At 42.5% G+C, this 19345-nt stretch carries 21 protein-coding genes and 1 pseudogene; 11 read left to right on the top strand and 11 right to left on the bottom strand.

Going from position 1 to position 19345, the window contains the following annotated elements:
• Positions 1–96 precede the first annotated feature (96 nt).
• A complete protein-coding gene (locus MWG26_RS05605; protein ID WP_181969565.1) occupies positions 97–1263 on the bottom strand; it encodes a hypothetical protein in 1167 nt (388 codons plus the stop codon).
• Positions 1264–1316: 53 nt separating this feature from the next.
• Here MWG26_RS05605 and MWG26_RS05600 point away from each other — a divergent pair, with 53 nt between their 5' ends.
• From MWG26_RS05600 to MWG26_RS23155, 11 genes are all read left to right on the top strand, one after another.
• Positions 1317–1730: a class B sortase gene (locus tag MWG26_RS05600; RefSeq protein ID WP_434062676.1), complete on the top strand. Its 414-nt coding sequence runs from the start codon at positions 1317–1319 to the stop codon at positions 1728–1730.
• 33 nt (positions 1731–1763) lie between these two features.
• Complete coding sequence (locus tag MWG26_RS05595; protein ID WP_117440759.1) at positions 1764–3548, top strand: CHAP domain-containing protein; 1785 nt, start codon at positions 1764–1766, stop codon at positions 3546–3548.
• Positions 3549–3750: 202 nt separating this feature from the next.
• A complete protein-coding gene (locus MWG26_RS05590; RefSeq protein WP_118670300.1) occupies positions 3751–4341 on the top strand; it encodes a TetR/AcrR family transcriptional regulator in 591 nt (196 codons plus the stop codon).
• A 68-nt stretch (positions 4342–4409) separates the two neighbouring features.
• Positions 4410–6167, top strand: a complete 1758-nt coding sequence (locus MWG26_RS05585) for an ABC transporter ATP-binding protein (protein ID WP_025655070.1) — start codon at positions 4410–4412, stop codon at positions 6165–6167.
• Position 6168: 1 nt separating this feature from the next.
• On the top strand, positions 6169–7893 hold the full coding sequence (locus MWG26_RS05580) for an ABC transporter ATP-binding protein (RefSeq protein WP_015535505.1): 1725 nt from the start codon (positions 6169–6171) through the stop codon (positions 7891–7893).
• A gap of 11 nt (positions 7894–7904) precedes the next feature.
• Positions 7905–9404: an ABC transporter ATP-binding protein gene (locus tag MWG26_RS05575; protein ID WP_025655069.1), complete on the top strand. Its 1500-nt coding sequence runs from the start codon at positions 7905–7907 to the stop codon at positions 9402–9404.
• Positions 9397–10101, top strand: a complete 705-nt coding sequence (locus tag MWG26_RS05570) for an energy-coupling factor transporter transmembrane component T (RefSeq protein ID WP_025655068.1) — start codon at positions 9397–9399, stop codon at positions 10099–10101. The genes MWG26_RS05575 and MWG26_RS05570 overlap by 8 nt, the downstream gene beginning before the upstream one ends.
• A 14-nt stretch (positions 10102–10115) precedes the next feature.
• Positions 10116–10703 carry an MptD family putative ECF transporter S component gene (locus MWG26_RS05565; protein ID WP_025655067.1) on the top strand — a complete coding sequence of 196 codons (588 nt, stop codon included), beginning with the start codon at positions 10116–10118 and terminating at the stop codon, positions 10701–10703.
• A 38-nt stretch (positions 10704–10741) separates the two neighbouring features.
• Complete coding sequence (locus MWG26_RS05560; RefSeq protein ID WP_025655066.1) at positions 10742–11134, top strand: metal-dependent transcriptional regulator; 393 nt, start codon at positions 10742–10744, stop codon at positions 11132–11134.
• 5 nt (positions 11135–11139) lie between these two features.
• Positions 11140–11535 (top strand): winged helix-turn-helix domain-containing protein, encoded by a 396-nt coding sequence (locus MWG26_RS05555; protein ID WP_117440761.1) that lies wholly within the window; start codon positions 11140–11142, stop codon positions 11533–11535.
• Positions 11536–12015: 480 nt separating this feature from the next.
• The gene (locus MWG26_RS23155) at positions 12016–12120 is read left to right on the top strand and encodes a TetR-like C-terminal domain-containing protein (protein WP_181969571.1); all 105 of its coding nucleotides are present in this window, start codon (positions 12016–12018) and stop codon (positions 12118–12120) included.
• Positions 12121–12170: 50 nt separating this feature from the next.
• Here the strand turns inward: MWG26_RS23155 and MWG26_RS05550 are convergent, their stop codons facing one another.
• The 10 genes and pseudogenes from MWG26_RS05550 to MWG26_RS23000 form a co-directional block, all read right to left on the bottom strand.
• Positions 12171–12773: a hypothetical protein gene (locus MWG26_RS05550; protein ID WP_025655064.1), complete on the bottom strand. Its 603-nt coding sequence runs from the start codon at positions 12771–12773 to the stop codon at positions 12171–12173.
• Between the two features lie 28 nt (positions 12774–12801).
• Positions 12802–14043 (bottom strand): relaxase/mobilization nuclease domain-containing protein, encoded by a 1242-nt coding sequence (locus tag MWG26_RS05545; RefSeq protein ID WP_181969567.1) that lies wholly within the window; start codon positions 14041–14043, stop codon positions 12802–12804.
• Complete coding sequence (locus tag MWG26_RS05540; protein WP_055158762.1) at positions 13992–14372, bottom strand: plasmid mobilization protein; 381 nt, start codon at positions 14370–14372, stop codon at positions 13992–13994. The genes MWG26_RS05545 and MWG26_RS05540 overlap by 52 nt, the downstream gene beginning before the upstream one ends.
• Positions 14373–15115: 743 nt before the next feature.
• Entirely contained in the window at positions 15116–15568 is a 453-nt protein-coding gene (locus MWG26_RS05535; RefSeq protein WP_025655061.1) for a hypothetical protein, read from the bottom strand.
• The gene (locus tag MWG26_RS05530) at positions 15565–16509 is read right to left on the bottom strand and encodes a ParM/StbA family protein (RefSeq protein ID WP_181969568.1); all 945 of its coding nucleotides are present in this window, start codon (positions 16507–16509) and stop codon (positions 15565–15567) included. The genes MWG26_RS05535 and MWG26_RS05530 overlap by 4 nt, the downstream gene beginning before the upstream one ends.
• Before the next feature lie 250 nt (positions 16510–16759).
• Positions 16760–17074: a helix-turn-helix domain-containing protein gene (locus tag MWG26_RS05525; RefSeq protein WP_073962779.1), complete on the bottom strand. Its 315-nt coding sequence runs from the start codon at positions 17072–17074 to the stop codon at positions 16760–16762.
• A 203-nt stretch (positions 17075–17277) separates the two neighbouring features.
• Positions 17278–17625 (bottom strand): TnpV protein, encoded by a 348-nt coding sequence (locus MWG26_RS05520; protein WP_117440764.1) that lies wholly within the window; start codon positions 17623–17625, stop codon positions 17278–17280.
• 52 nt (positions 17626–17677) lie between these two features.
• On the bottom strand, positions 17678–18100 hold the full coding sequence (locus tag MWG26_RS05515; protein ID WP_244062704.1) for a hypothetical protein: 423 nt from the start codon (positions 18098–18100) through the stop codon (positions 17678–17680).
• A 55-nt stretch (positions 18101–18155) separates the two neighbouring features.
• Positions 18156–19130, bottom strand: coding sequence for a Gfo/Idh/MocA family protein (locus tag MWG26_RS05510; RefSeq protein ID WP_025655056.1), 975 nt, complete (start codon positions 19128–19130; stop codon positions 18156–18158).
• A gap of 29 nt (positions 19131–19159) precedes the next feature.
• Positions 19160–19342, bottom strand: a pseudogene (locus MWG26_RS23000) (DapH/DapD/GlmU-related protein); the annotation flags it as partial.
• Between the last annotated feature and the right edge of the window lie 3 nt (positions 19343–19345).

Raw genomic sequence — 19345 nt, 5'->3', positions numbered from 1 at the left:
TGCTGCACCCGTGAATAAAGATACGGATTTTCAATATACCGACGCAGCTTGTCCCTTTCAATCAAGTCAAAAGATACAATGCAACAGTTACCTCTGCTATCCTTTGTTAATAACGCTTTTACTTCCCACATATGTCAACAGGAAATAACTTCCATATACGAACACAATAAATATTGATGTTACAAGGATCGTGGATGCTACATTCATATCTCCAAACACCTTAATAACTTCACGGCTTGCCACCGTCAAGCCGACGACTGAATGAATCACAGCCAGTAAAAGTGGAAGCAGATAATAGCTGAGAATTTGTATAAACAGTGCACGATTCAGTTCCCGGTGTTCTACACCCAGTTTTTTTAGGAGCTTGTATCGTTCTACATTGTCAGTGGCTTCGGAGAGCTGCTGAATAGCAAGGATTGCTGCACAGGCTATCATAAATACAATACCAAGGTAAATTGCCAGAAATGCTATGATTGCCTTTGTAGTGACCGAGGATTCATATGCCTGCTGCTTTCCTACATAATAGGCAAAGGCACATTCTCTTTTGCTCTTTTCCTGATAATTATCCAGCAATGTATCAAATTCTTTTGCTGCGTCTTCACTCACGCACTGTACATTCCATATCATCGTATCGACATTCATATTTTTCATCCATGTATCTGCGACTACAAATATGATTTGGCCCATGTCACTATTTGACATGGTAAATTCTTCAGCTTCATTCACCGGAGAAAGTACATTTTCCTCAATAGTAAGATTGATACTTTTATCATGAAATTGTTCTGCAAGTCCACGAACATTTTCTTTATTATATAAAATTCTATAATTGTTTTCTAATAAATCAACGCTGTCCATGCCTTGTAGTTTACGCATGCCATTATAATCTGACAGGCTTACAAATGTCAGAGGACTATCTCCATATCCATAAGCAGACAATGTTTCTGGTATCTCAACATCGTAATCCTTATAATATGCCTTTCCCTCTGCCATGATCCCTTCCATACATTCATAGCTGTCCGCAATCAGGCTGCTGTCCTTAATTTCAGAGGGCAGTCGGCTTAAAATCGTATCCGTTTCACCATTATTATAGTCTATGACACAATATTCATATGGTATTTCCGTACGCAGCTGCGTTGACAAGATGTTCTGCATACTGTACCCGGTGGAAAAGATTCCGATGACCAGTAACAGGACAATACAGACGACAGAAAGCGATACAAAATTCGTATTAATCTTACTGGAAAACTGACGTACAACAAACATATTGAGCTGTTTGAAATAAGCACGCCTTTGACAAATCGTACAGCAGCTACGGCGTGCCCTATCTGGCCGAAAACTGCGACATTGGCATTTCCGACAACCTGGTGCTGTACGGCCACCACATGAACAACGGCTCGATGTTCTCCGACCTGTGCAGGTATGAAAGCGAGGATTTCTACCGGGAACACAAGACCATCCATTTTGACACGCTGGACAGCTTTGGCGAGTATGAGGTGATCGCCGCCTTTAAGACGGTGGCCTACTCCGGGGAGGGGTTCAAGTATTACCACTTTGTCCAGGCTGAAAACGCCGAGGCTTTTGAGGCGTATATTGCAGAGTGCAAGGCGCTGGCCCTTTATGATACGGGCGTGACTGCGGAATATGGCGACAAGCTCATCACCCTTTCCACCTGTGAATATTCCCGGACAAACGGCAGGATGGTTGTGGTGGCAAAGCTGCTTGACGCATAAGGGCGCGCCCGCCCTGGGAAGGAGGTGAAGCCTATGGGCAAGGGCATTAAGACAAGGAGTGTTGCAGAAAAGACGATCAAGGCGATTGATAAATCTGCGGTTGCTTCGGAACGGATGAAAGAAGCATATATCCGCACCAAGGACAAGGCCGAGCATGGCCTGTACGCAGAGGAAGGCTCTCCCGGCGAGTATGCGTCCGACCGTGTTTCTTCCGGGGTTGAGAATACGGCCCGTGAAGCTGTCCACCAATTTGACAAGCAGGGCCGCAAAGGGGTTAAGACCACCAAAGAGAACATTTCCAAGGTCAAGGAGAACATCCAGAAGCGCAGGGCCGCAGCCGAACAGCCGAAAAAACAAGCGGAAAAGCAGGCGGCAAGGCAGACCAGACAGGCCGCAGACCGTATTTCAGAGCCGGTGAAAGCCATCCGGCAGGAACGCGGGGCTGTCAAGACCCTGGATCGGGGCCAGAAAAGCATTAAAACCGTGGACAGGAGCCGCAAGACCATCAAGCAGGCGTCCTCTACCGCCAAAGGGACAGTGAAAACCGCCAGCAAATCCATTAAAACAGCGGAAAAGACAGCCAAAGCCAGTATCAAGACTACCCAGCAAGTAGCAAAAACGGCTCAAAAAACAGCCCAGGCCACAGCAAGGGCCGCCAGAGCCGCCGCCCATGCTGCCCGCGCTGCGGCAAAAGCGGCTGTGACTGCGGCAAAGGTGGCGGTCAAGGCCACCATCGCGGCGGTGAAGGCCATCATAGCAGCAACGAAGGCGCTGATTGCGGCCATCGCTGCGGGCGGCTGGGTTGCGGTGCTGGTGATTATTGTGATCTGCCTCATTGGCATGATTGTCGGCTCCTGCTTTGGGATTTTCTTTTCCGGGGAGGACTCCGGCACCGGGCAGACCATGCAGACTGCGGTGCAGGAGATCAACGCCGAGTACGAGGAAAAGCTGGAGGAAATCAAAACATCCCACACCTACGACGTGCTGGAGATGTCCGGCAGCCGGGCGGTTTGGAAAGAGGTGCTTGCGGTGTATGCCGTCAAGATCACCACCGACCCGGACGCTGCCCAGGAAGTGGCCACCATGGACGATTCCAAAAAGCAGCTCTTAAAGGATATTTTCTGGCAGATGAATGAAATCTCATCCAGCACCTCTACCCAGACGGAAACCATCATTGAAACCTCAGACGATGGGAACGGGAACATCGTAGAAACGGAAGTCACCGTCACTCGCACCTATCTGTATATCACCGTCAGCCACAAGACGGCGGAGGAAATGGCCGATCAGTTCAGCTTTCACGAAGATCAGCGGGAACAGATGGCGGAGCTTCTGGCCGATGAGAACAATTCCCTCTGGAGCCAGGTGCTTTACGGCATTACCGGAGGCGACGGCGAGATCGTCACCGTGGCGCTCTCTCAGGTGGGGAACACAGGCGGTGCGCCCTATTGGAGCTGGTACGGCTTTGGCAACCGTGTGGAATGGTGCGCCTGCTTTGTGAGCTGGTGTGCCAATGAGTGCGGCTATATCGACGCTGGTGTTATTCCAAAGTTTGCAGCCTGTGCGTCCCAAGGCGTCCCGTGGTTTAAGGAGCGCGGGCTGTGGCAGGATAACAGCTATGAGCCGCGCCCCGGCGACATCATCTTTTTCGACTGGGATGATGGAGGCCAGGACGGTTCTTCCGACCATGTGGGGATTGTGGAGAAGGTGGAGAATGGCCGCGTCTACACGGTGGAGGGCAACTCTGGCGACTCTGTGCGTCAGAACAGCTACCCCGTGGGATACTATGAGATTTACGGGTATGGCACACCCGCCTATTAACAGCCCCAAAAAAGAAGAAGCCCAGCCGCGCAGGCGGCTGGGTACATAATGATAATAACAAAAGCATCGTCCCCTTGACAGCAAGACAAAAATATGCTATCCTAACTTTTGTTTGATAATTGGATTATCTTAAATAAAGTAATTATCCGAGAAGGGAGGAAATATTTTGAGTTACTGTTCCGACTTGACAAGAGAGCGAATTATGGAATGTGCGAAAGTGGAATTCCTAAAAAAAGGCTTTCAGGCAACGCAGCTTAAAGATATTGTTACCGCTGCAAAGGTTACAACAGGTGCAATATATCGACATTTTAAGGATAAAGAAGCGTTGTTTTTTGCCTTAATCGAAGATGTTTACCATTATACATTAGATTTTCTGGATAATGCAGAACCTTACGATAAAGTTGGAATTAGAGAAGCTATTGAGAGGGATTCTGTTGAAGCGTCATATGTTCAGGCAATGACATATGTCAACTATATGTACGAGCATTTGGAGGAATTTCAACTCTTGCTGAAATGCAGCAAAGGTTCTCGCGTCGAAAACTTTATAGAAGAAATTACAATTCAATATACGAAACAGAATGCCCTATTTGTAAAGGCGGCATATGAAGCGGGATATGCGAAATGTCTGCCAAACGATATAGAAATACACATTTTGACGCATGGATATATTACTGCACTATGTGAGTGTATTTTGCACGATGTTCCTTATGAAAAGGCGGAGGATTATGTAAAAAACATCATAAAATTCCAGCACTATGGCTGGTATGGTGTATTAGGGCTTCCGCTAAAATAAGTGGCTTTTGCCATTTATTTTTTGCCAAATAGTTAGTTTTTGCTAACCTATTTAAGGAGGATTTTTTCATGAAGAAAAAAACGAAACCTGGAGCAATTCAGCAATTGTTGAGTTATGCAGGAAATAATAAAAAGCAACTATATCTTTCAACCTTTCTTGCAACGCTGGGCGAACTATTCGGGATGGCCCCCTTTATTACAGTGTCATTATTAGTCGCGGAACTATTTAACAAAACAGCTACTATTCAAAATGTATGTATCTTGTTTGCAGTCGCTTTGGGCGGGCAAATATTAAAACTGTGGCTTACATATCAATCCTCTTTTATGTCGCATAAGGCTACATATAAAATATTGAAAAATATCCGTAGCAAAATCGCAGATAAAATGCTTCGGGTTCCAATGGGCATCATGTTGGATACGCCGACCGGAAATTTCAAAAATTTGATGGCAGATACAGTTTCAAAATTAGAGGATTCGATGGCTCATTTTATGCCTGAAATAACCTCTAATGTAGTGGCTCCCCTATGCTGTATACTACTGGTATTTATTCTTGACTGGCGCATGGGATTAGCTGCATTGATTACAATTCCCCTCGGACTTTTGGGTTACATTGGAATGATGAACGATTATGTGAATAAAAGTACCACTTATATGAAATCACAAAATGCGATGAACAGTACGCTGGTTGAGTATGTAAATGGTATAGAGGTTATTAAGGCATTTAATCAAGGAAGTGCTTCTTATAGTAAATTTACAGGTGCAATTAACTTCTTCCATGACAGTACTCTGGCATGGTGGAAGCAGAGTTGGCTTTGGTCAGCAGTCATTCAGGCTGTAATGCCGACAACATTGTTGGGAACGCTTCCGATTGGCGCATGGCTTTATATGACTGGAACATTACCATTATCAGATTTTATCACTTGCATTATCCTTCCTATTGGATTTATTGCCCCGCTTATGCGAGTAGGAAAATATTCTGAACAATTTAATATGGTGAAAGCCTGCCTCGATCAAATACGGGATTTTATTGAAAAACCGGAACTGAAACGTCCAGAAAAAAATGTTGCACTGGATGAAACAGCCTATCGCTTTGAAAATGTTTCTTTCGCTTATAACGAGACGGAAGTTCTGAAGAATGTATCCTTTGAAATCAAACCAGGTACTGTTTCAGCAATTGTCGGCCCTTCCGGTTCCGGAAAATCAACGATTGCAAAACTCATGGCTGGTTTTTGGGACGCCACAAAAGGAAAAGTTATTTTTGGCGGAAAGAATATTAAAGAGATTCCTTTCGCACAGTTGATGGGTGAAGTCAGTTATGTTGCACAGGACAATTTTCTGTTCGATGAAAGTATCCGTGAAAACATCCGGCTCGGAAAACCGGATGCGACAGACGATGAGGTGGTAGCTGCTGCAAAAGCTGCCTGCTGTCATGAGTTTATTGTAAAGTTGGAAAACGGATATGATACAAATGCCGGAGACGCAGGAGGAAAACTTTCTGGCGGAGAACGTCAGCGAATTACTATCGCAAGGGCAATTCTAAAAAATGCAAGAGTAATTATTCTTGATGAGGCCACGGCCTATGCTGATCCAGAAAATGAGTATCTCATTCAAAACGCTATCAGTAAACTTGTAAAAGGAAAAACCCTCATCGTAGTAGCTCATCGTCTTGCGACCATCCAGAAGGCTGATCAAATCCTTGTGGTGGAAAATGGAAAGATTGTTGGCTGCGGCAGGCAGGAAGAGCTTTTATCAGAATGCCCACTTTATCAAAGATTATGGAGTGATTATGTGAGTTCAGCTGATCAAGTGGAAGGAGGGACATTTTAATATGTTTTCAATTATAAAAAGGATTTTACGGTTATCTGGGAAATATCGTCCCCGTGTAATTGCCGGACTGATCTTCAATGCTCTGAAATCCTGCTGCGCCGCCTTTGTATTTTTTGCTGTGCTATTGGTAATGTTGAATATCGAACACTTAACAGAGACTGTCATTTTACAGGCATTTGGAATTGTTGCACTTAGTGTTTTGGGCCGCTTTTTGTTTCAGTACCTAAGCGATGTGCTAATGAGTGCGTCTGGATATGAGATTTTCCGGGAAAAGCGTCTTGAGATTGGAAATCAGCTCAAAAGGGCACCAATGGGCTATTTTACAGAAAATAATCTCGGCACCGTACAAACAGTATTGACAACAACAATTTCCGATCTGGAAGGGAATTGTATGCTTGCACTAACATTTTTGGTAGGAGGTTTTGTACAGGCGCTTGCCATGACGCTAATGTTGGGTATATTTTGCTGGCAGATTGGGTTTTTGGCTTTAACAGGAATTTTAGCGGGAATTCTTGTACTGGGCCAGATAAAAAAGCGGGCCGGCGCGCATACGGAAGATATGCAAAATGCTCAGGAATTGTTGGTGGGAAGTGCATTAGAATACATAAAAGGCATTTCTGTTCTGCGCATATTCGGAAAAGGCAAAGAAGGAAAAGGAAAAGTGGATCAAGCCTTTGAAAATAAGTGTCGCAGCGATATAGCGGTTACAATTTCTACTGCCGGAATTATGAAGCTGTATGAAGCCGTATTTAAGATTACAAGTTGCCTGTTATTTTTATTGTCAGCTTTGCTCTATTTGTGGGGAGTTATCACATTGCCCTATTGCCTTTTATTTATCATCTGTGCATTTTTAATGTTCATGGAATTGGAATTGATGAATGACGGGGCCTTTTTGAGTAAAATGCTCGCTACGCAGTTGGATCGGCTGGATTTCATCTCAGATATACCGGTTTTAGATGGAGACGGAAAGGATATTGTCCTGAAATCATATGAGATTGAACTGAAAGATGTTATTTTCGCTTATGACAGCCGTCCGGTTTTAGATGGAATCACCTTGAAAATCCCACAGAACTCTACTTGTGCTATCGTTGGGCCGTCAGGTTCAGGGAAAACAACTTTGTGTAATATGATTGCAAGATTTTGGGACGTAAATTCTGGAAGTGTTAAAATTGGAGGACACGATGTAAAAGAATTTACTTGTGATAGCCTTTTATCATATGTAAGTATGGTATTCCAAAAGGTGTATCTGTTTAATGATACGATTGAAAATAACATCAAATTCGGAAAACCTAACGCGACCCATGCGGAGGTGGTAGAGGCCGCTAAAAGGGCCCGCTGCCATGATTTTATAGAGGCGCTCCCGCAAGGCTATGAAACAATGATAGGAGAAGCAGGTTCCACTTTGTCTGGGGGAGAAAAACAGAGAATTTCAATAGCAAGGGCGATATTGAAAGACGCGCCCATCGTTATTTTGGATGAAGCGACATCCAGCGTAGACCCGGAAAATGAAAAAGCTCTTTTGGACGCAATTTTTGAATTGACGAAAAATAAAACACTAATTTCTATCGCTCACAGGCTGTCTACTGTTCGGACGGCAGATCAAATTATTGTCATTGATCAAGGCCATATTGTTCAAAAGGGAACCCATAAGGAATTAGCAGAAAAAGAAGGGATTTATCGTACTTTTTTGAAGTGCAGGGAGAAATCCATCAGTTGGAAGCTATGAGGTGTGTTGCCATGAAAAAACAATTTCCAATTATATCTTTTGAACATGCCTCTTTTCAGTATGAAGGACAGTCTCAGGAAAGTCTAAAGGATGTAAAGCTTATCATAAAATCGGGAGAATTTCTTGTTATTACTGGGCAGAGCGGATGTGGAAAGACCACATTAACCAGGTGTATCAATAATTTGATTCCCCGCTTTTTTGAAGGCAGATTATCCGGCGAAGTCATTGTATCGGGACGTTCCATAAAAGAATCGGACGCCGGTGAGGCTGGTAAAGAGATTGCTTCAATTTTTCAAGATCCCCGCAGTCAATTTTTTACTACAAACAGTTCCAGCGAAGTTGCGTTTGCCTGCGAAAACTATGGAATTCCACATAAAGAAATCGTTAAACGTGTTAACAGCGCCTTTCAGTCACTGAATATGGAGAACCTAAAAGACAGAGATATTTTTGCCCTGTCCAGTGGAGAAAGGCAAAAAGTTGCTTTTCTCGCAGCGACTACTCTTAATCCACAAATTTATGTGCTGGATGAGCCTTCGGCTAATTTAGACATTCATACAATCTTACAGGTAAGAGGGATTCTTTCTGCTTTGAAAGCCGCTGGACACACGATTATTGTTTCAGAACACAGATTGTTTTACTTATACGGACTCGCAGATCGCTTTTTAATTATGGAGGATGGTCAAATCTGCGAAGAATTAACAGGTGAGGAAATGGCAGAATTATCTGCTGTCCAAATGCACAACAGAAGGCTTCGCCCGTTAAATTTGGATTTAATACAAATAGAAAGGAAAGAATCTATTTGCCGCTCGGAAGTATTTCTCCAAATTAGAAATTTGAGCTTTTCGCATAAAGCCATGCCGGAACTTCTTCACAACATTTCATTAGAAGCCTACAAAGGCGAAACGATTGCCTTGATTGGAGAAAATGGTTGCGGGAAAACAACATTGGGGAAAATCCTGTCTGGCTTGATTCGCTGCCGCCAAGGTGCGTTTTACATTGATGGAAAGAATGTGAAGCAACAAAAATTATCCGACTATGTGTACTTTGTTATGCAGGAGGCAGATCACCAGCTTTATACAGACAGTGTGACGGAGGAATTGAGGTTAGGAAATAAAAGGATTCCAAGCATAGATGAAAAAGTGTCTCAAATTTTGAAAATGCTCCATCTGGAAAACTTCAAAGACTGCCATCCGTATGCTTTATCAGGCGGTCAAAAACAGAGACTGACAATAGGAGCGGCAATGCTTTCGGAAAAACCAATCATCGTTTTGGATGAACCAACAAGCGGGTTAGACTGGGATAATATGTGCGCTGTTGCCAATGCTGTTAATTATATGCGTGAGGCTGGAAAGCTGGTCTTTATTATTACGCATGATCTGGAGTTTATCAGCCTGACCGCCTCGCGCGCTTTGCTTTTGAAGGAAGGGATTATTAAAGATGATTTACAAATGACGGAACAAAACAATTTCAAAATCGTAAAGAATTTTATGGTTGAGGAAGGTGGTGAATAAATTGAGAAAGCATGGAGTATATTACGATTCTCGCATAAAACTTCTGTTGATTCTATTGACATCAGCTTTGGCGTTTGCTTTGGGTGGAGGCTTAACAGGCTTGTTACTCTTTGGCGTCGTTTGCCTGTTTGCTTTGCTAAGTGGACTTTGGAAAACAAGTATCAAATTTGCAATAGTTTATATAGTTCTGCTTGTGTTGGCGCAAGTCCTTCCAATTCATTTATCTTCCGTGATAACATTCTTTTTACTAAGAATTTTGACTATTGCACTTGCTTTGAATATTCTATTTCAGACTACGGAAATATCGGAATTGATAGCAGCGCTTCAGGCAAGTCATATCCCTCAAGCAATTGTGATACCAGTGGCTATCATATTGAGATTTCTTCCATCTTTGAAACAAGATGTGCTTTATATAAAACAAGGGATGAAAACGAGGGGCGTGGGATTGTCTTTTTGGAGAATAGTAAGTCATCCGGCGCAGACATACGAAGGCTTTTTAATCCCTATACTTATGCGCCTTCTGATGACGGCGACAGAATTATCCGCATCAGCGGAAACGCGAGGCATCAGCTATCCTTGTGAAAAAACTCACTATATATTAGTTGATTTCCGCTTAAGAGATAGTATTTTGTTGATAGGTATGCTTGCTCTTTTTGCGGTTGTCATATGGACATCGTTCCAACCAATATCATTTTAAGGAGGATTTATTTCATGCAAACCGAAAACAAAAAAGGCTTTCAAGTAAAGGATTTGATTGTCACAGCTCTTTTATCTTTGTGCGCACTTGTTATCTATATCCTTTGTGCGTTCCTATCTTTTTCTCCCTACACGATGTTAGTGGTAAGCCCATTGTGGTCACTATTGGCAGCTATTACATATTTCCTTGTAGCAGCTAAGACTAAGAAACCGTGGACACTGTTCATTTTTTGTGCGATAACAGGCATTTATGGATTTTATCCGCCCATGATAATTTGCTGCATTATTGCTGGCATTATTTCTGCGTTGATCGCGTGGAAAACAGGTTGCACTAATGGAAAAACACTTACGATCAGTTATATCATTTATATGGTTTTAGCAGCATTCAGTGGTACATATATTCCCTTCTTGTTTTTCTCAAATCAAACACTTGAGCAGTATGCGGGAATGTTTGGCGAAAGTTATTTGGGAATTTTGCAAACGTTAGTATCACCTGTAACAGCTATCATAATGCTTGTCGTTGTTGCAATTTGCGCCTTTGTTGGCGCGCTCAACGCTAAGAAACTGCTCAAGAAGCATTTCAAAAAAGCAGGTATGGTGTAAATGAAGTAATTATATGTGTCAGAAGGAGGTGTGCCATTATGCCCTTAACATCATCTATGGAGGACTATTTAGAGGCTGTGCTGGTGCTTCAGCAACAAAAGGGCTATGTTCGCTGCGTAGATGTGGCGGAGCTTTTGGATGTAAAAAAGCCTTCTGTGAGCCGGGCTGTCAAAGAACTGTCTAAAAAGAAATGCCTGATAAAAAAGGACGATGGCACACTCTCCCTCACAGAGCAGGGCCAGCAAATCGCCCAGCAAATCTATGAAAAGCACCAGTTCTTTACCAAACGACTCGTGGAAGCTGGTGTTCCACAGGATATTGCAGCACAAGACGCTTGCAAGCTGGAGTATGTTATTAGTGAGATAAGTTTTAAGAAATTGAAAGAGGCCGTTTGGATAAATGACCGGGAGGTGATACCATCGGAGAAATAATCATTATGAAACTGAACGAGGAAGAAAAAAAGATTTTTGAAGATTTCCTTTCATTTTTGCAGCTCCATCCAGAGCTAAAAAAATGGGAGCTTTCCTCGGAACCGGTGCTATCTCTCCCCGATCTTGAGATTGACCCCAGCCAAAGGCTGGTGCGCTGTAATCAAAAAGAAGTGGGCCTAACAGCAAAGGAATATAGTCTCCTATGCCTGCTGACAGTTAATAATGGACGAGTGTTGACCTATTCCCAAATCTATGAAAAGGTATGGGGTGAAGCTCTAACAATAAATGAACGAGGCACCATAGGATACCATGTACGAAACCTACGCAAAAAGCTCTATTCCGCTGATCCGCACCACCCTTTTATTATAGAAAGTGTCCGCGAGGTTGGGTATCGCTTTTAAACAACTTCCTAAATATTCACAGAGCGCAGTCTGAATGGCTGCGCTTTTCTTTTTCTCAAGGTGAGGCTATTCGGGAGGATTTTTCAAATTTCACACCTTGTCGTTTGTGTTTGACAAATCACACACAAGGCGTGTCTGAACTTGCGATGAAACTATACAAGTCCTCTTTGAAACCTCGCTGTTTCCTCTTTTTTATACATTATACTACCCCTATCAACAATTCAGTTTGGGGAAAGGTGGTGATGTCTGTCAGCTTATCCCCATAAGGGGATAGTATGGAGCCTGAAAGAAAAAAGCCGGGCGGCTGTCCGCCCAAAACCGAACAAAAACCGTATTTCGTACATACCGCAGTCCTTACGGGGATTGCGGTATTTTTTTGTTCGACAGACTTTTTTCTTTTCTCCGGGCCTTATCCATCATCCGGCAAAAGCCAATTCAAAATAATCATGTGTAACACCATTCTCTTCTAACGCATCCTTTATCACTTATGGAACTTTCGGATGGATTGAAGAATGGATAGGCAGAGGTATGCAGGAATCCGCTAAGACTATGGCTGCACTATTGGCAACAAATGGAATAAAATAACTATATGTTACCCTTTCCAGCACTCCGCTGCTTTTCCTATACATTCTTATTCAATCATACATTTGAGGATATTTCTTTTTCAAATATGCTCTGAGCAAAATAGTCCCAATATTTATAAACAGAATCACAAGTATCAGATTAAGCGGAAGATATTCTCTTATCAAATTTCCCAATACTGCTACAAATGAAATACTGGATATTAAAACCATTTTATATAGGTCATCCCATATCTTCTTATATTGTTCAACTCCAGCCCAAACAAGGAATACACATCCGAGAATCCCAGCAGTAATCATAAGCATAGAGAAAAACCCTTTAAAGAGCATTTCTCCGGCAGTATCGCTTATATATTCCAACCGTTCAAACCATGCTATATATTCTTTGCACCAATTTATCGGTATCATTATTAGTTGCAGCACATCTTGTTGAAATGCTCCATTTTGAAGAAACGAAAAGAAAATTACACAAAGATATCCCCAGTCCCAAAAGAACTGATTTTCTTTCATATCAGCAATTTCCGATTTTGCTTTTCTCCTGGCTCTTTGTATCTCCATATCTGCCCGGTTCTTTTCCCTTTCAATCTGGTACTCTGCCTGCCTTGCCTGTTTTTCTGCCTCTTCCTGTTTCTTTTTTGCCTGTTCAACCGCTTCCACCGATGATTGGTTCACCTGCATTACTAATTTAGAGTTCCGGTCCCGAACGTCTTTTATTTCTTTTTCGAGCTGCTCTTGCTCGTTCCTTCTCATCAAGCCGTTTCTGTTCCTCAAGTCGTCGTTGCTCTGCTGTAAAGACTGATTGAGTTTCCGCATTTCGGACAATTCTTCTGTCATCTGCTGAATTTCGGCATTCGACTTCTGCATTTCTTCTTGCATTTCGTGATTCTCGAAGAATAGCCTCTGTTTTTCCATTTTCAGACTGTGTGTTCTTTTCTGAAATTCCAGGATAAACTCGTTCATCTTCTGATTTCTCACCTGTAACTCGTCCCTCTCTTCCGTCACTTTCTCCAGTGTTTCTGCCTGTTCCTTCACAAGCTGCTTCCACCTGTCGGTAGTACCCAATGAGTTCTTCGTCTGCTCCTGCTGTTCGCTCTGCTTCGGCTCGTATCCTTTCGTAATTTCCATTAAATTCATGCTCCAACACCTCCTTACTGATATTCAGATGAAACGTTTTGGACAGATTGCTGTCACGCACTTTCTTCCCATCCTGATTCTGGAATGTGATATGCTTTCGCTTTTCCGTCCAGTTCACCCTCCATCCGAACTGTTTCATTTTTTCTATAAACTTTTCTTCGCTGATACAATTTTCCAGTGCCTTTAATACCGCCATTGCACAGTCCGCTACAAAACTGTCCTTTACCTGTTGACGGAACAGGTTATATTTATCTTTGCTCCATGCAATGACTTCCCCTTTTTCAATCTGGCTTCCATCAAAGTGCTTTCCTTTCTCGACAACTGTCAGTCCACGTTCTCGGCACATCTGATTGGTAAGCTGTTTCATACGTTCCAGATCCTTTTTGGTGTTATGCAGTTTTCTCCCATCTTCATAACTCACAGAATTTGTCACCAGATGACAGTGAATATGGTCTTTATCCTTATGGACTGCCACTAAGGTCTGAAATCCCTGAAACCATTTTTCTGCGAATTCTTTTCCAAATTCAAATGCCTGTTCCAGAGTAATCTGCTCGTCCTTATGCCAGGAAATAATGTTGTGAGCGTACATTCTCCCAGAATCTTTATCCCACACCTTCTTTTCCTCTAAAAATGCTCTGTACACCAGATCATAATTGATCTCATCATGGCAATACGGTCCAGTCACATAGGTAAGTTGTTCACTAGTCTTATCCTGCCGCAGCACATATTCGATGCAGTTTCTCATTGCTCCATGTGTATTTGTCCGCTTATTAATCGTCTTATTAATAGCCATATCTTTTCACTCTCCTTCCTGTACTTAAGAATATTTTTATTAAGGAAATACAGCATACTGTCATTCGGAATTTCTCCATCTGTATGCAGCTTTCTTGCAATCTGATTGATATTTGTAGTAGCTCCACGAAGCTGACTGAGAATATCTGCAAACATCTGGTTCAATCTTTTCAGTTCTTCCACTTCCTCTGTAGAAGCTATCTTCAAGTCTGCAATTGCTTTTATCACAACTTCCTGCTGTGTTCTTCCGGATTCCTTTACTTTGCTTTGAAGTAGCTCATATTCCGCTTTATTCATCCGTATAGTTACTGTATGATTTCGTTTTCTCATAGGCTTTTATTTCCTTTCTCTGCTTGATTTCTGCTCTATATTTACAACCATAGCGTTATGTCTAAATTAACAGGGGATTCCATAAGGGGATGTGTAACGTTCCCCTTTGGTAGATGCAAGACAACGTCTTAGCCAATCCGTGGCAATCTGAGAAGAAGTATCCAGTGGATATTTCTAACACAGAATTGTCACCATTGGCGTGCCGGGGTTCCAAGGGGCAGACGCCCATGGCAAGTTTAGGAACAGCCCAAAGGCTGGCTCCGGTGCAGAGTGGCTTGCCACTTTGCGACACCCACCAAGCCATATTTTCCACCCTACGTTATCAGATCAAAATGGAGATGACGGTGGTTTTGTGGTGCATGGACAGACTGTGGAAAAAATAGAAAAGCTTCCATTTCGATAGGTTTTCTCTTTCTGAAACAGACTGTTCATGCATCACTCCGATGCGAAGTATCGGACAATCCTATGCCGTATCCGGCACTCTATTCTTTTCTTCGCCTTGCTTGTTCCATCCACCCATCTGCCAACGCTTTTCTGTTATATTTTCCTGTTATTTCTGTCTTTCTTTTTCTGGATCTCTTTCCATTTCTGCTAAAAGACATAAAAATAGCAGTCATAAACATTTCTCCAATTTATAATGTCTGAAATGTCACCACTGCCATTGTCTTTTTCTGCTATTCTGTTTTTGTAAAGCTATTTCTTACTGTCAGTCTGTTTTCCTGTTACTGCTATTTCATAACTATCTAAAAACTGTCTGCAAAATCCAATGCTGCATCCATATCAGCTTCTTTTTCCCAGTCCAGATTATCCTTTGCGATCTCTCCATCCGTCTTCTCCATTGTTAGTGTTCTGTCCGACAGATTACTTTCTCCTACCGATTCTTTTACAAATGGTACAAGCATTTCCATCAGATTCTTCGCTATAGCCATCGGGACGGATTCCTTTACTCCATCCCGTACAGCTGTTTCTACTCTTTCCAGAAACGCATCTTCCTTTTCTCTGGTTTCCAGATACGGATCTGCTTCATTCCTGTACTCTCTGGAAAAATAATCATTCAAAGCAACTACAACAGCTCTGGTGTACGATTTATATTTTTCCCTGTCCATCGTCTGCAAATATTCCCATGCCTGCCTGTCCTGTTCATCACAAAGATTTAAACGGATATTTGTATTGATGATTTTCCGTTCTTTTCTCATACGAGCATCCCTCCGTTTCTCTGGATTTTCCTTACGGTCATTGCTTCATAACCTTTCGCTGTGGCACAGATATCCCGTACAATCGTTACCCGACTCTTGTCATATTCTCCAAAATTCTGGATCATACAACCGCCACCGCCGACCACATACAGACGCATCAGTTCTGGATTATATTCCCGTTCTCTCAGCTTATGGAAGATTTCTTTCGTATAATCTCCGGCAGCTTTACGAATGACTATCAGATATTTCTCACCAATATCTGCTGTCCCGGTACGGATCACCTGCTCAATCACCAGATCGTCTACCACTGTTCCAAGTTCTTTCAACAAGGATTCCCTGACTGCAAGCACACACTGGTGTGTTCCATATTTCTCTGTAAAGCATTTCTTCTCTAATGGACGGGAATTATTGATATACATGATGTTCATAGTTCCGTTTCCAATATCCACCAGCATGTTGATTCCTTTGAAATCCTGTAAGCGGTAAAAGGCTGCTGCAAATCCCTGTGGGTAAATATCAGCTCCTGCAAACTCTACATGATACTCTTTATTGCGGAATATAAAATCCACACTTTCATTCTGGAGAAGATATTTCTGGAAATCTTCTTTCTGTGTAGCTACCCAGGTAAGCGGAAGTCCGGCTGCAATGTGTACCTTTGCCCGATTCATTCCTTTCCCATCAAGTTCTCTTGCGATAGCCGCCAGTGTCAGCACATAATAGTCCTCATCCTGCGTTTTCTCTGCACAGAACTCCTTGTGTTCCTCTCCGATTTGGTAATACATGCCATTGTAAACAAGAAGATTATTCTGAAAAATTGGCTCCTTGTCATATCTGGCTACACCGGATGGAAAGCATCTGGTAGCTGTTTTCATGTTTCCATAACCATGATCAATCCCGATCACTGTAACTGTCTCATTATTTTTGTTTTTCATCATTCTCATAATCATACCTCATACTTTCTTTTCTTATCCAATCCTATTAATACTTACGTGAATTGATAAGATGGATATTTTATTTACTGGTTCTTTAATAATTCATATTTGATAACATTGGTTATTAATAGCGACGGTTTGTCCCATATGGGATTTATCATATCTGGTTTTCCTATTTTCTGATGTCCGGAAATAGGAATTTCCTATGACCTGATTGTCCAAAATTGGACTGTCCACCATTAGGCATTTTCTCCTTCGCTTAATCATTTTCTTCTCCTAATGGAACTTCCCGGATAATATATTCGGTATCGCCATAAAAGCCATATTCATTACGCAATCTATGGCGTTCCACATATCCATGATGCTCTAATTCCTTAATTGCAGAACGAACAGAATCAATCCCATCTCTGCTCAGTGTTGCCAGTCCTTGCATATTGTAATTCCAGTCCTCTGGCAAACTTAACATCAGTGACAATAGACCTTTCGCTTTCAATGTCAGATTCTTATTCTTGAAATGGTGATTACTCATTACCGTAAAATTCTTAGTTCTCTCTACACGAAAAATCTGTGCCATGCTCCCCCACTTCCTTTCCAGACAGAAAAAGACGCAAGCCATATTTTTATGACTCACGCCTTTCTCTACTCATATTTGCAAAATCTTTATTTAATTTTGGACTCGGCGAATCCAAACTTGTTTTTTCTTTTTCAGATTGTTTTTCTCAAGCAAAACCACCCTTTTCAATAATTGTTGCGACACCGTCGCAACTTTTCCATCATTTAAACATAAATCAATTCCTTGAGAATAATCTCTTCCGCAATCGCTCTGTGCTGATTAGCAGCACTTACCCAGGCCATCTGATCTGCTTCTTTATCCGGTAATGGTTCTTTTTCTTCCAGCTGCTTCAGGATCACTTCTTCCCGTTCTCTTGCTGCCTTATCTACTTCCAGAAGGTGTTCTCCAATTGTATCCTGTAAAAGCATCACCTGATAGGTTGAATTTCGATGGTTCTTCAGATAATCTCTGCGAAGAAAACCATACTTGCCAAGTTGCTCCATCTGTTCTCCGGATTTATAGGTGAGATTCGGGATCAGATATCCATTTACATTTGTATACGTTAATTTCATTTTATTAGCACTCTCCATTTCTCATCATTTTTTGACCACAAATTTACGACATTTACGACAAATCTGACACTGCTTTACAATACCAGACAAAATGACTGATGCCCCAGAAAGCCTGTAAAACAGGCACTTCCGGGATACACAAGACAGGACAAAAATCGACTTCCATTATCAAGATGCGAGTGCTAATAATAACTATATTTTCAATTAACTTATTATCGTAGTGTTTGCGGATACCATATAAAGCAAGTTCCATATCTTTATCCAGCTCATGTTTGTCTGAATTTTGATCCAGTTTGGAGATTACATCACGAAATCCCCAGAGCAGATGCAAGACTGTTTCAGGGGATTTCATATCATATGCAATGTAATCGGTATTCCGCGCAATATCTTCTTCTGCCAAAGGCAGCATGATAATCCGATCTTTATGCATGCTTATATTTTCTCTCCAATTCATCAAAGAATTCGTTGTTTTCATAGGTGGGAAAATGATAGGTCTTTTAATACTGCAGCCAGAAAACTGGCAGAAGCTTTCACTCTTCTTCCGGATACTTCATCCCCCATTCATTCCGCACGGCAGTCATCATTTCCATAACATCCTTCGTATAATCTAAATGCATGACATTTTCTTCACCAGATACAGCCGCCTCCATGTCCTCCACCTCATATACAAGAGCATGTTCCTTCTCGCCTGTCCTGACCACTTCCGCCGCTCCGTCTTCCGTATAAGTAATGACCGCCTCCACTCCCCGGGGATACTCATATATTTCAATATACCCTTTGTCAAATGCCGCCATTCCCCGCTTGGGCTGTCTGGCATGCATAGATAAAATAACAGCAGCCATCTCTTCTTCCTTGTTTTTCAGCAATATGCTGGCCTGTTCGTCCACACCGGCAGGCGCCAATTTCACCTGTGATACAATCTCTTCTGGTCTGGATGACATAAACCACCTGACAAAAGAAAGTGCATAGACTCCAATATCCAGCATTGCTCCGCCTGCAAGGTCAGGATTGAAGAAGCGGTTTTTCATATCATATTCCTTATAACATCCAAAATTCATTTGGATCAGCCTCAAACTTCCCAGCCGGCCGGATGCAATGATCTCATTGAGCCGCTTATACACCGGCATGTGGTATATTGTCATCGCCTCAGCCAGGACAACATGATTATCCTCAGCCAGTTTCACCGCCTCTTCCAGCTCCTTTGAGTTCAGGGTAATTGATTTCTCACAGAGTACGTGTTTTCCTGCACGGAGCGCCTTTTGCATATATTGGCTGTGTGTGTTATGAGGAGTGGCAATATAGATAATATCTACACGATCATCCTCAAATATCTCATCGATCCGGCCATATACCTTCTCTACGCCATATTTCTCTGCAAATTCCACTGCTTTTTCCTGTGTACGGTTTGCGGCCCCGTAAAATGCCCTGCCCAGGCTCTTCATCGCCTCGGCCATCTGGCCTGCGATATCGCCGCATCCCAGTACCGCCCAATTATATCTTTTCATCCGCAAATCCCCTTTCTCATTTCCGTACGCTATCTGTTTTCACGGATGGTCCTGCATGGCGCACCATACGCAATCACATTGTCCGGTAAATCTTTTGTTACGGCACTGCCCGCTCCGATTACTACATTATCCCCAATAACCACCCCAGGCATAATGATTGCCCCGACGCCTATCCACACGTTATCTCCTACTACAACCGGAGCCGGCTGTACCTG

The organism is Faecalicatena contorta, from assembly GCF_022835095.1.
Taxonomy (GTDB): domain Bacteria; phylum Bacillota; class Clostridia; order Lachnospirales; family Lachnospiraceae; genus Faecalicatena; species Faecalicatena contorta.
Note: the sequence above shows the minus strand (reverse complement) of the source record. Positions and strands in the feature narration are given on the sequence as shown.

Coding starts and splice junctions, on each gene's coding strand:
- MWG26_RS05580 (WP_015535505.1), top strand. CDS start 6,169: ATGTTTTCAATTATAAAAAGGATTTTACGGTTATCTGGGAAATATCGT.
- MWG26_RS05555 (WP_117440761.1), top strand. CDS start 11,140: ATGAAACTGAACGAGGAAGAAAAAAAGATTTTTGAAGATTTCCTTTCA.
- MWG26_RS05515 (WP_244062704.1), bottom strand. CDS start 18,100: ATGAAAACAACGAATTCTTTGATGAATTGGAGAGAAAATATAAGCATG.
- MWG26_RS05510 (WP_025655056.1), bottom strand. CDS start 19,130: ATGAAAAGATATAATTGGGCGGTACTGGGATGCGGCGATATCGCAGGC.
- MWG26_RS05590 (WP_118670300.1), top strand. CDS start 3,751: ATGGAATGTGCGAAAGTGGAATTCCTAAAAAAAGGCTTTCAGGCAACG.
- MWG26_RS05545 (WP_181969567.1), bottom strand. CDS start 14,043: ATGGCTATTAATAAGACGATTAATAAGCGGACAAATACACATGGAGCA.
- MWG26_RS05585 (WP_025655070.1), top strand. CDS start 4,410: ATGAAGAAAAAAACGAAACCTGGAGCAATTCAGCAATTGTTGAGTTAT.
- MWG26_RS05520 (WP_117440764.1), bottom strand. CDS start 17,625: ATGAAATTAACGTATACAAATGTAAATGGATATCTGATCCCGAATCTC.
- MWG26_RS05525 (WP_073962779.1), bottom strand. CDS start 17,074: ATGGCACAGATTTTTCGTGTAGAGAGAACTAAGAATTTTACGGTAATG.
- MWG26_RS05565 (WP_025655067.1), top strand. CDS start 10,116: ATGCAAACCGAAAACAAAAAAGGCTTTCAAGTAAAGGATTTGATTGTC.
- MWG26_RS05540 (WP_055158762.1), bottom strand. CDS start 14,372: ATGAGAAAACGAAATCATACAGTAACTATACGGATGAATAAAGCGGAA.
- MWG26_RS05560 (WP_025655066.1), top strand. CDS start 10,742: ATGCCCTTAACATCATCTATGGAGGACTATTTAGAGGCTGTGCTGGTG.
- MWG26_RS05530 (WP_181969568.1), bottom strand. CDS start 16,509: ATGAGAATGATGAAAAACAAAAATAATGAGACAGTTACAGTGATCGGG.
- MWG26_RS05575 (WP_025655069.1), top strand. CDS start 7,905: ATGAAAAAACAATTTCCAATTATATCTTTTGAACATGCCTCTTTTCAG.
- MWG26_RS05605 (WP_181969565.1), bottom strand. CDS start 1,263: ATGTTTGTTGTACGTCAGTTTTCCAGTAAGATTAATACGAATTTTGTA.
- MWG26_RS05535 (WP_025655061.1), bottom strand. CDS start 15,568: ATGAGAAAAGAACGGAAAATCATCAATACAAATATCCGTTTAAATCTT.
- MWG26_RS05595 (WP_117440759.1), top strand. CDS start 1,764: ATGGGCAAGGGCATTAAGACAAGGAGTGTTGCAGAAAAGACGATCAAG.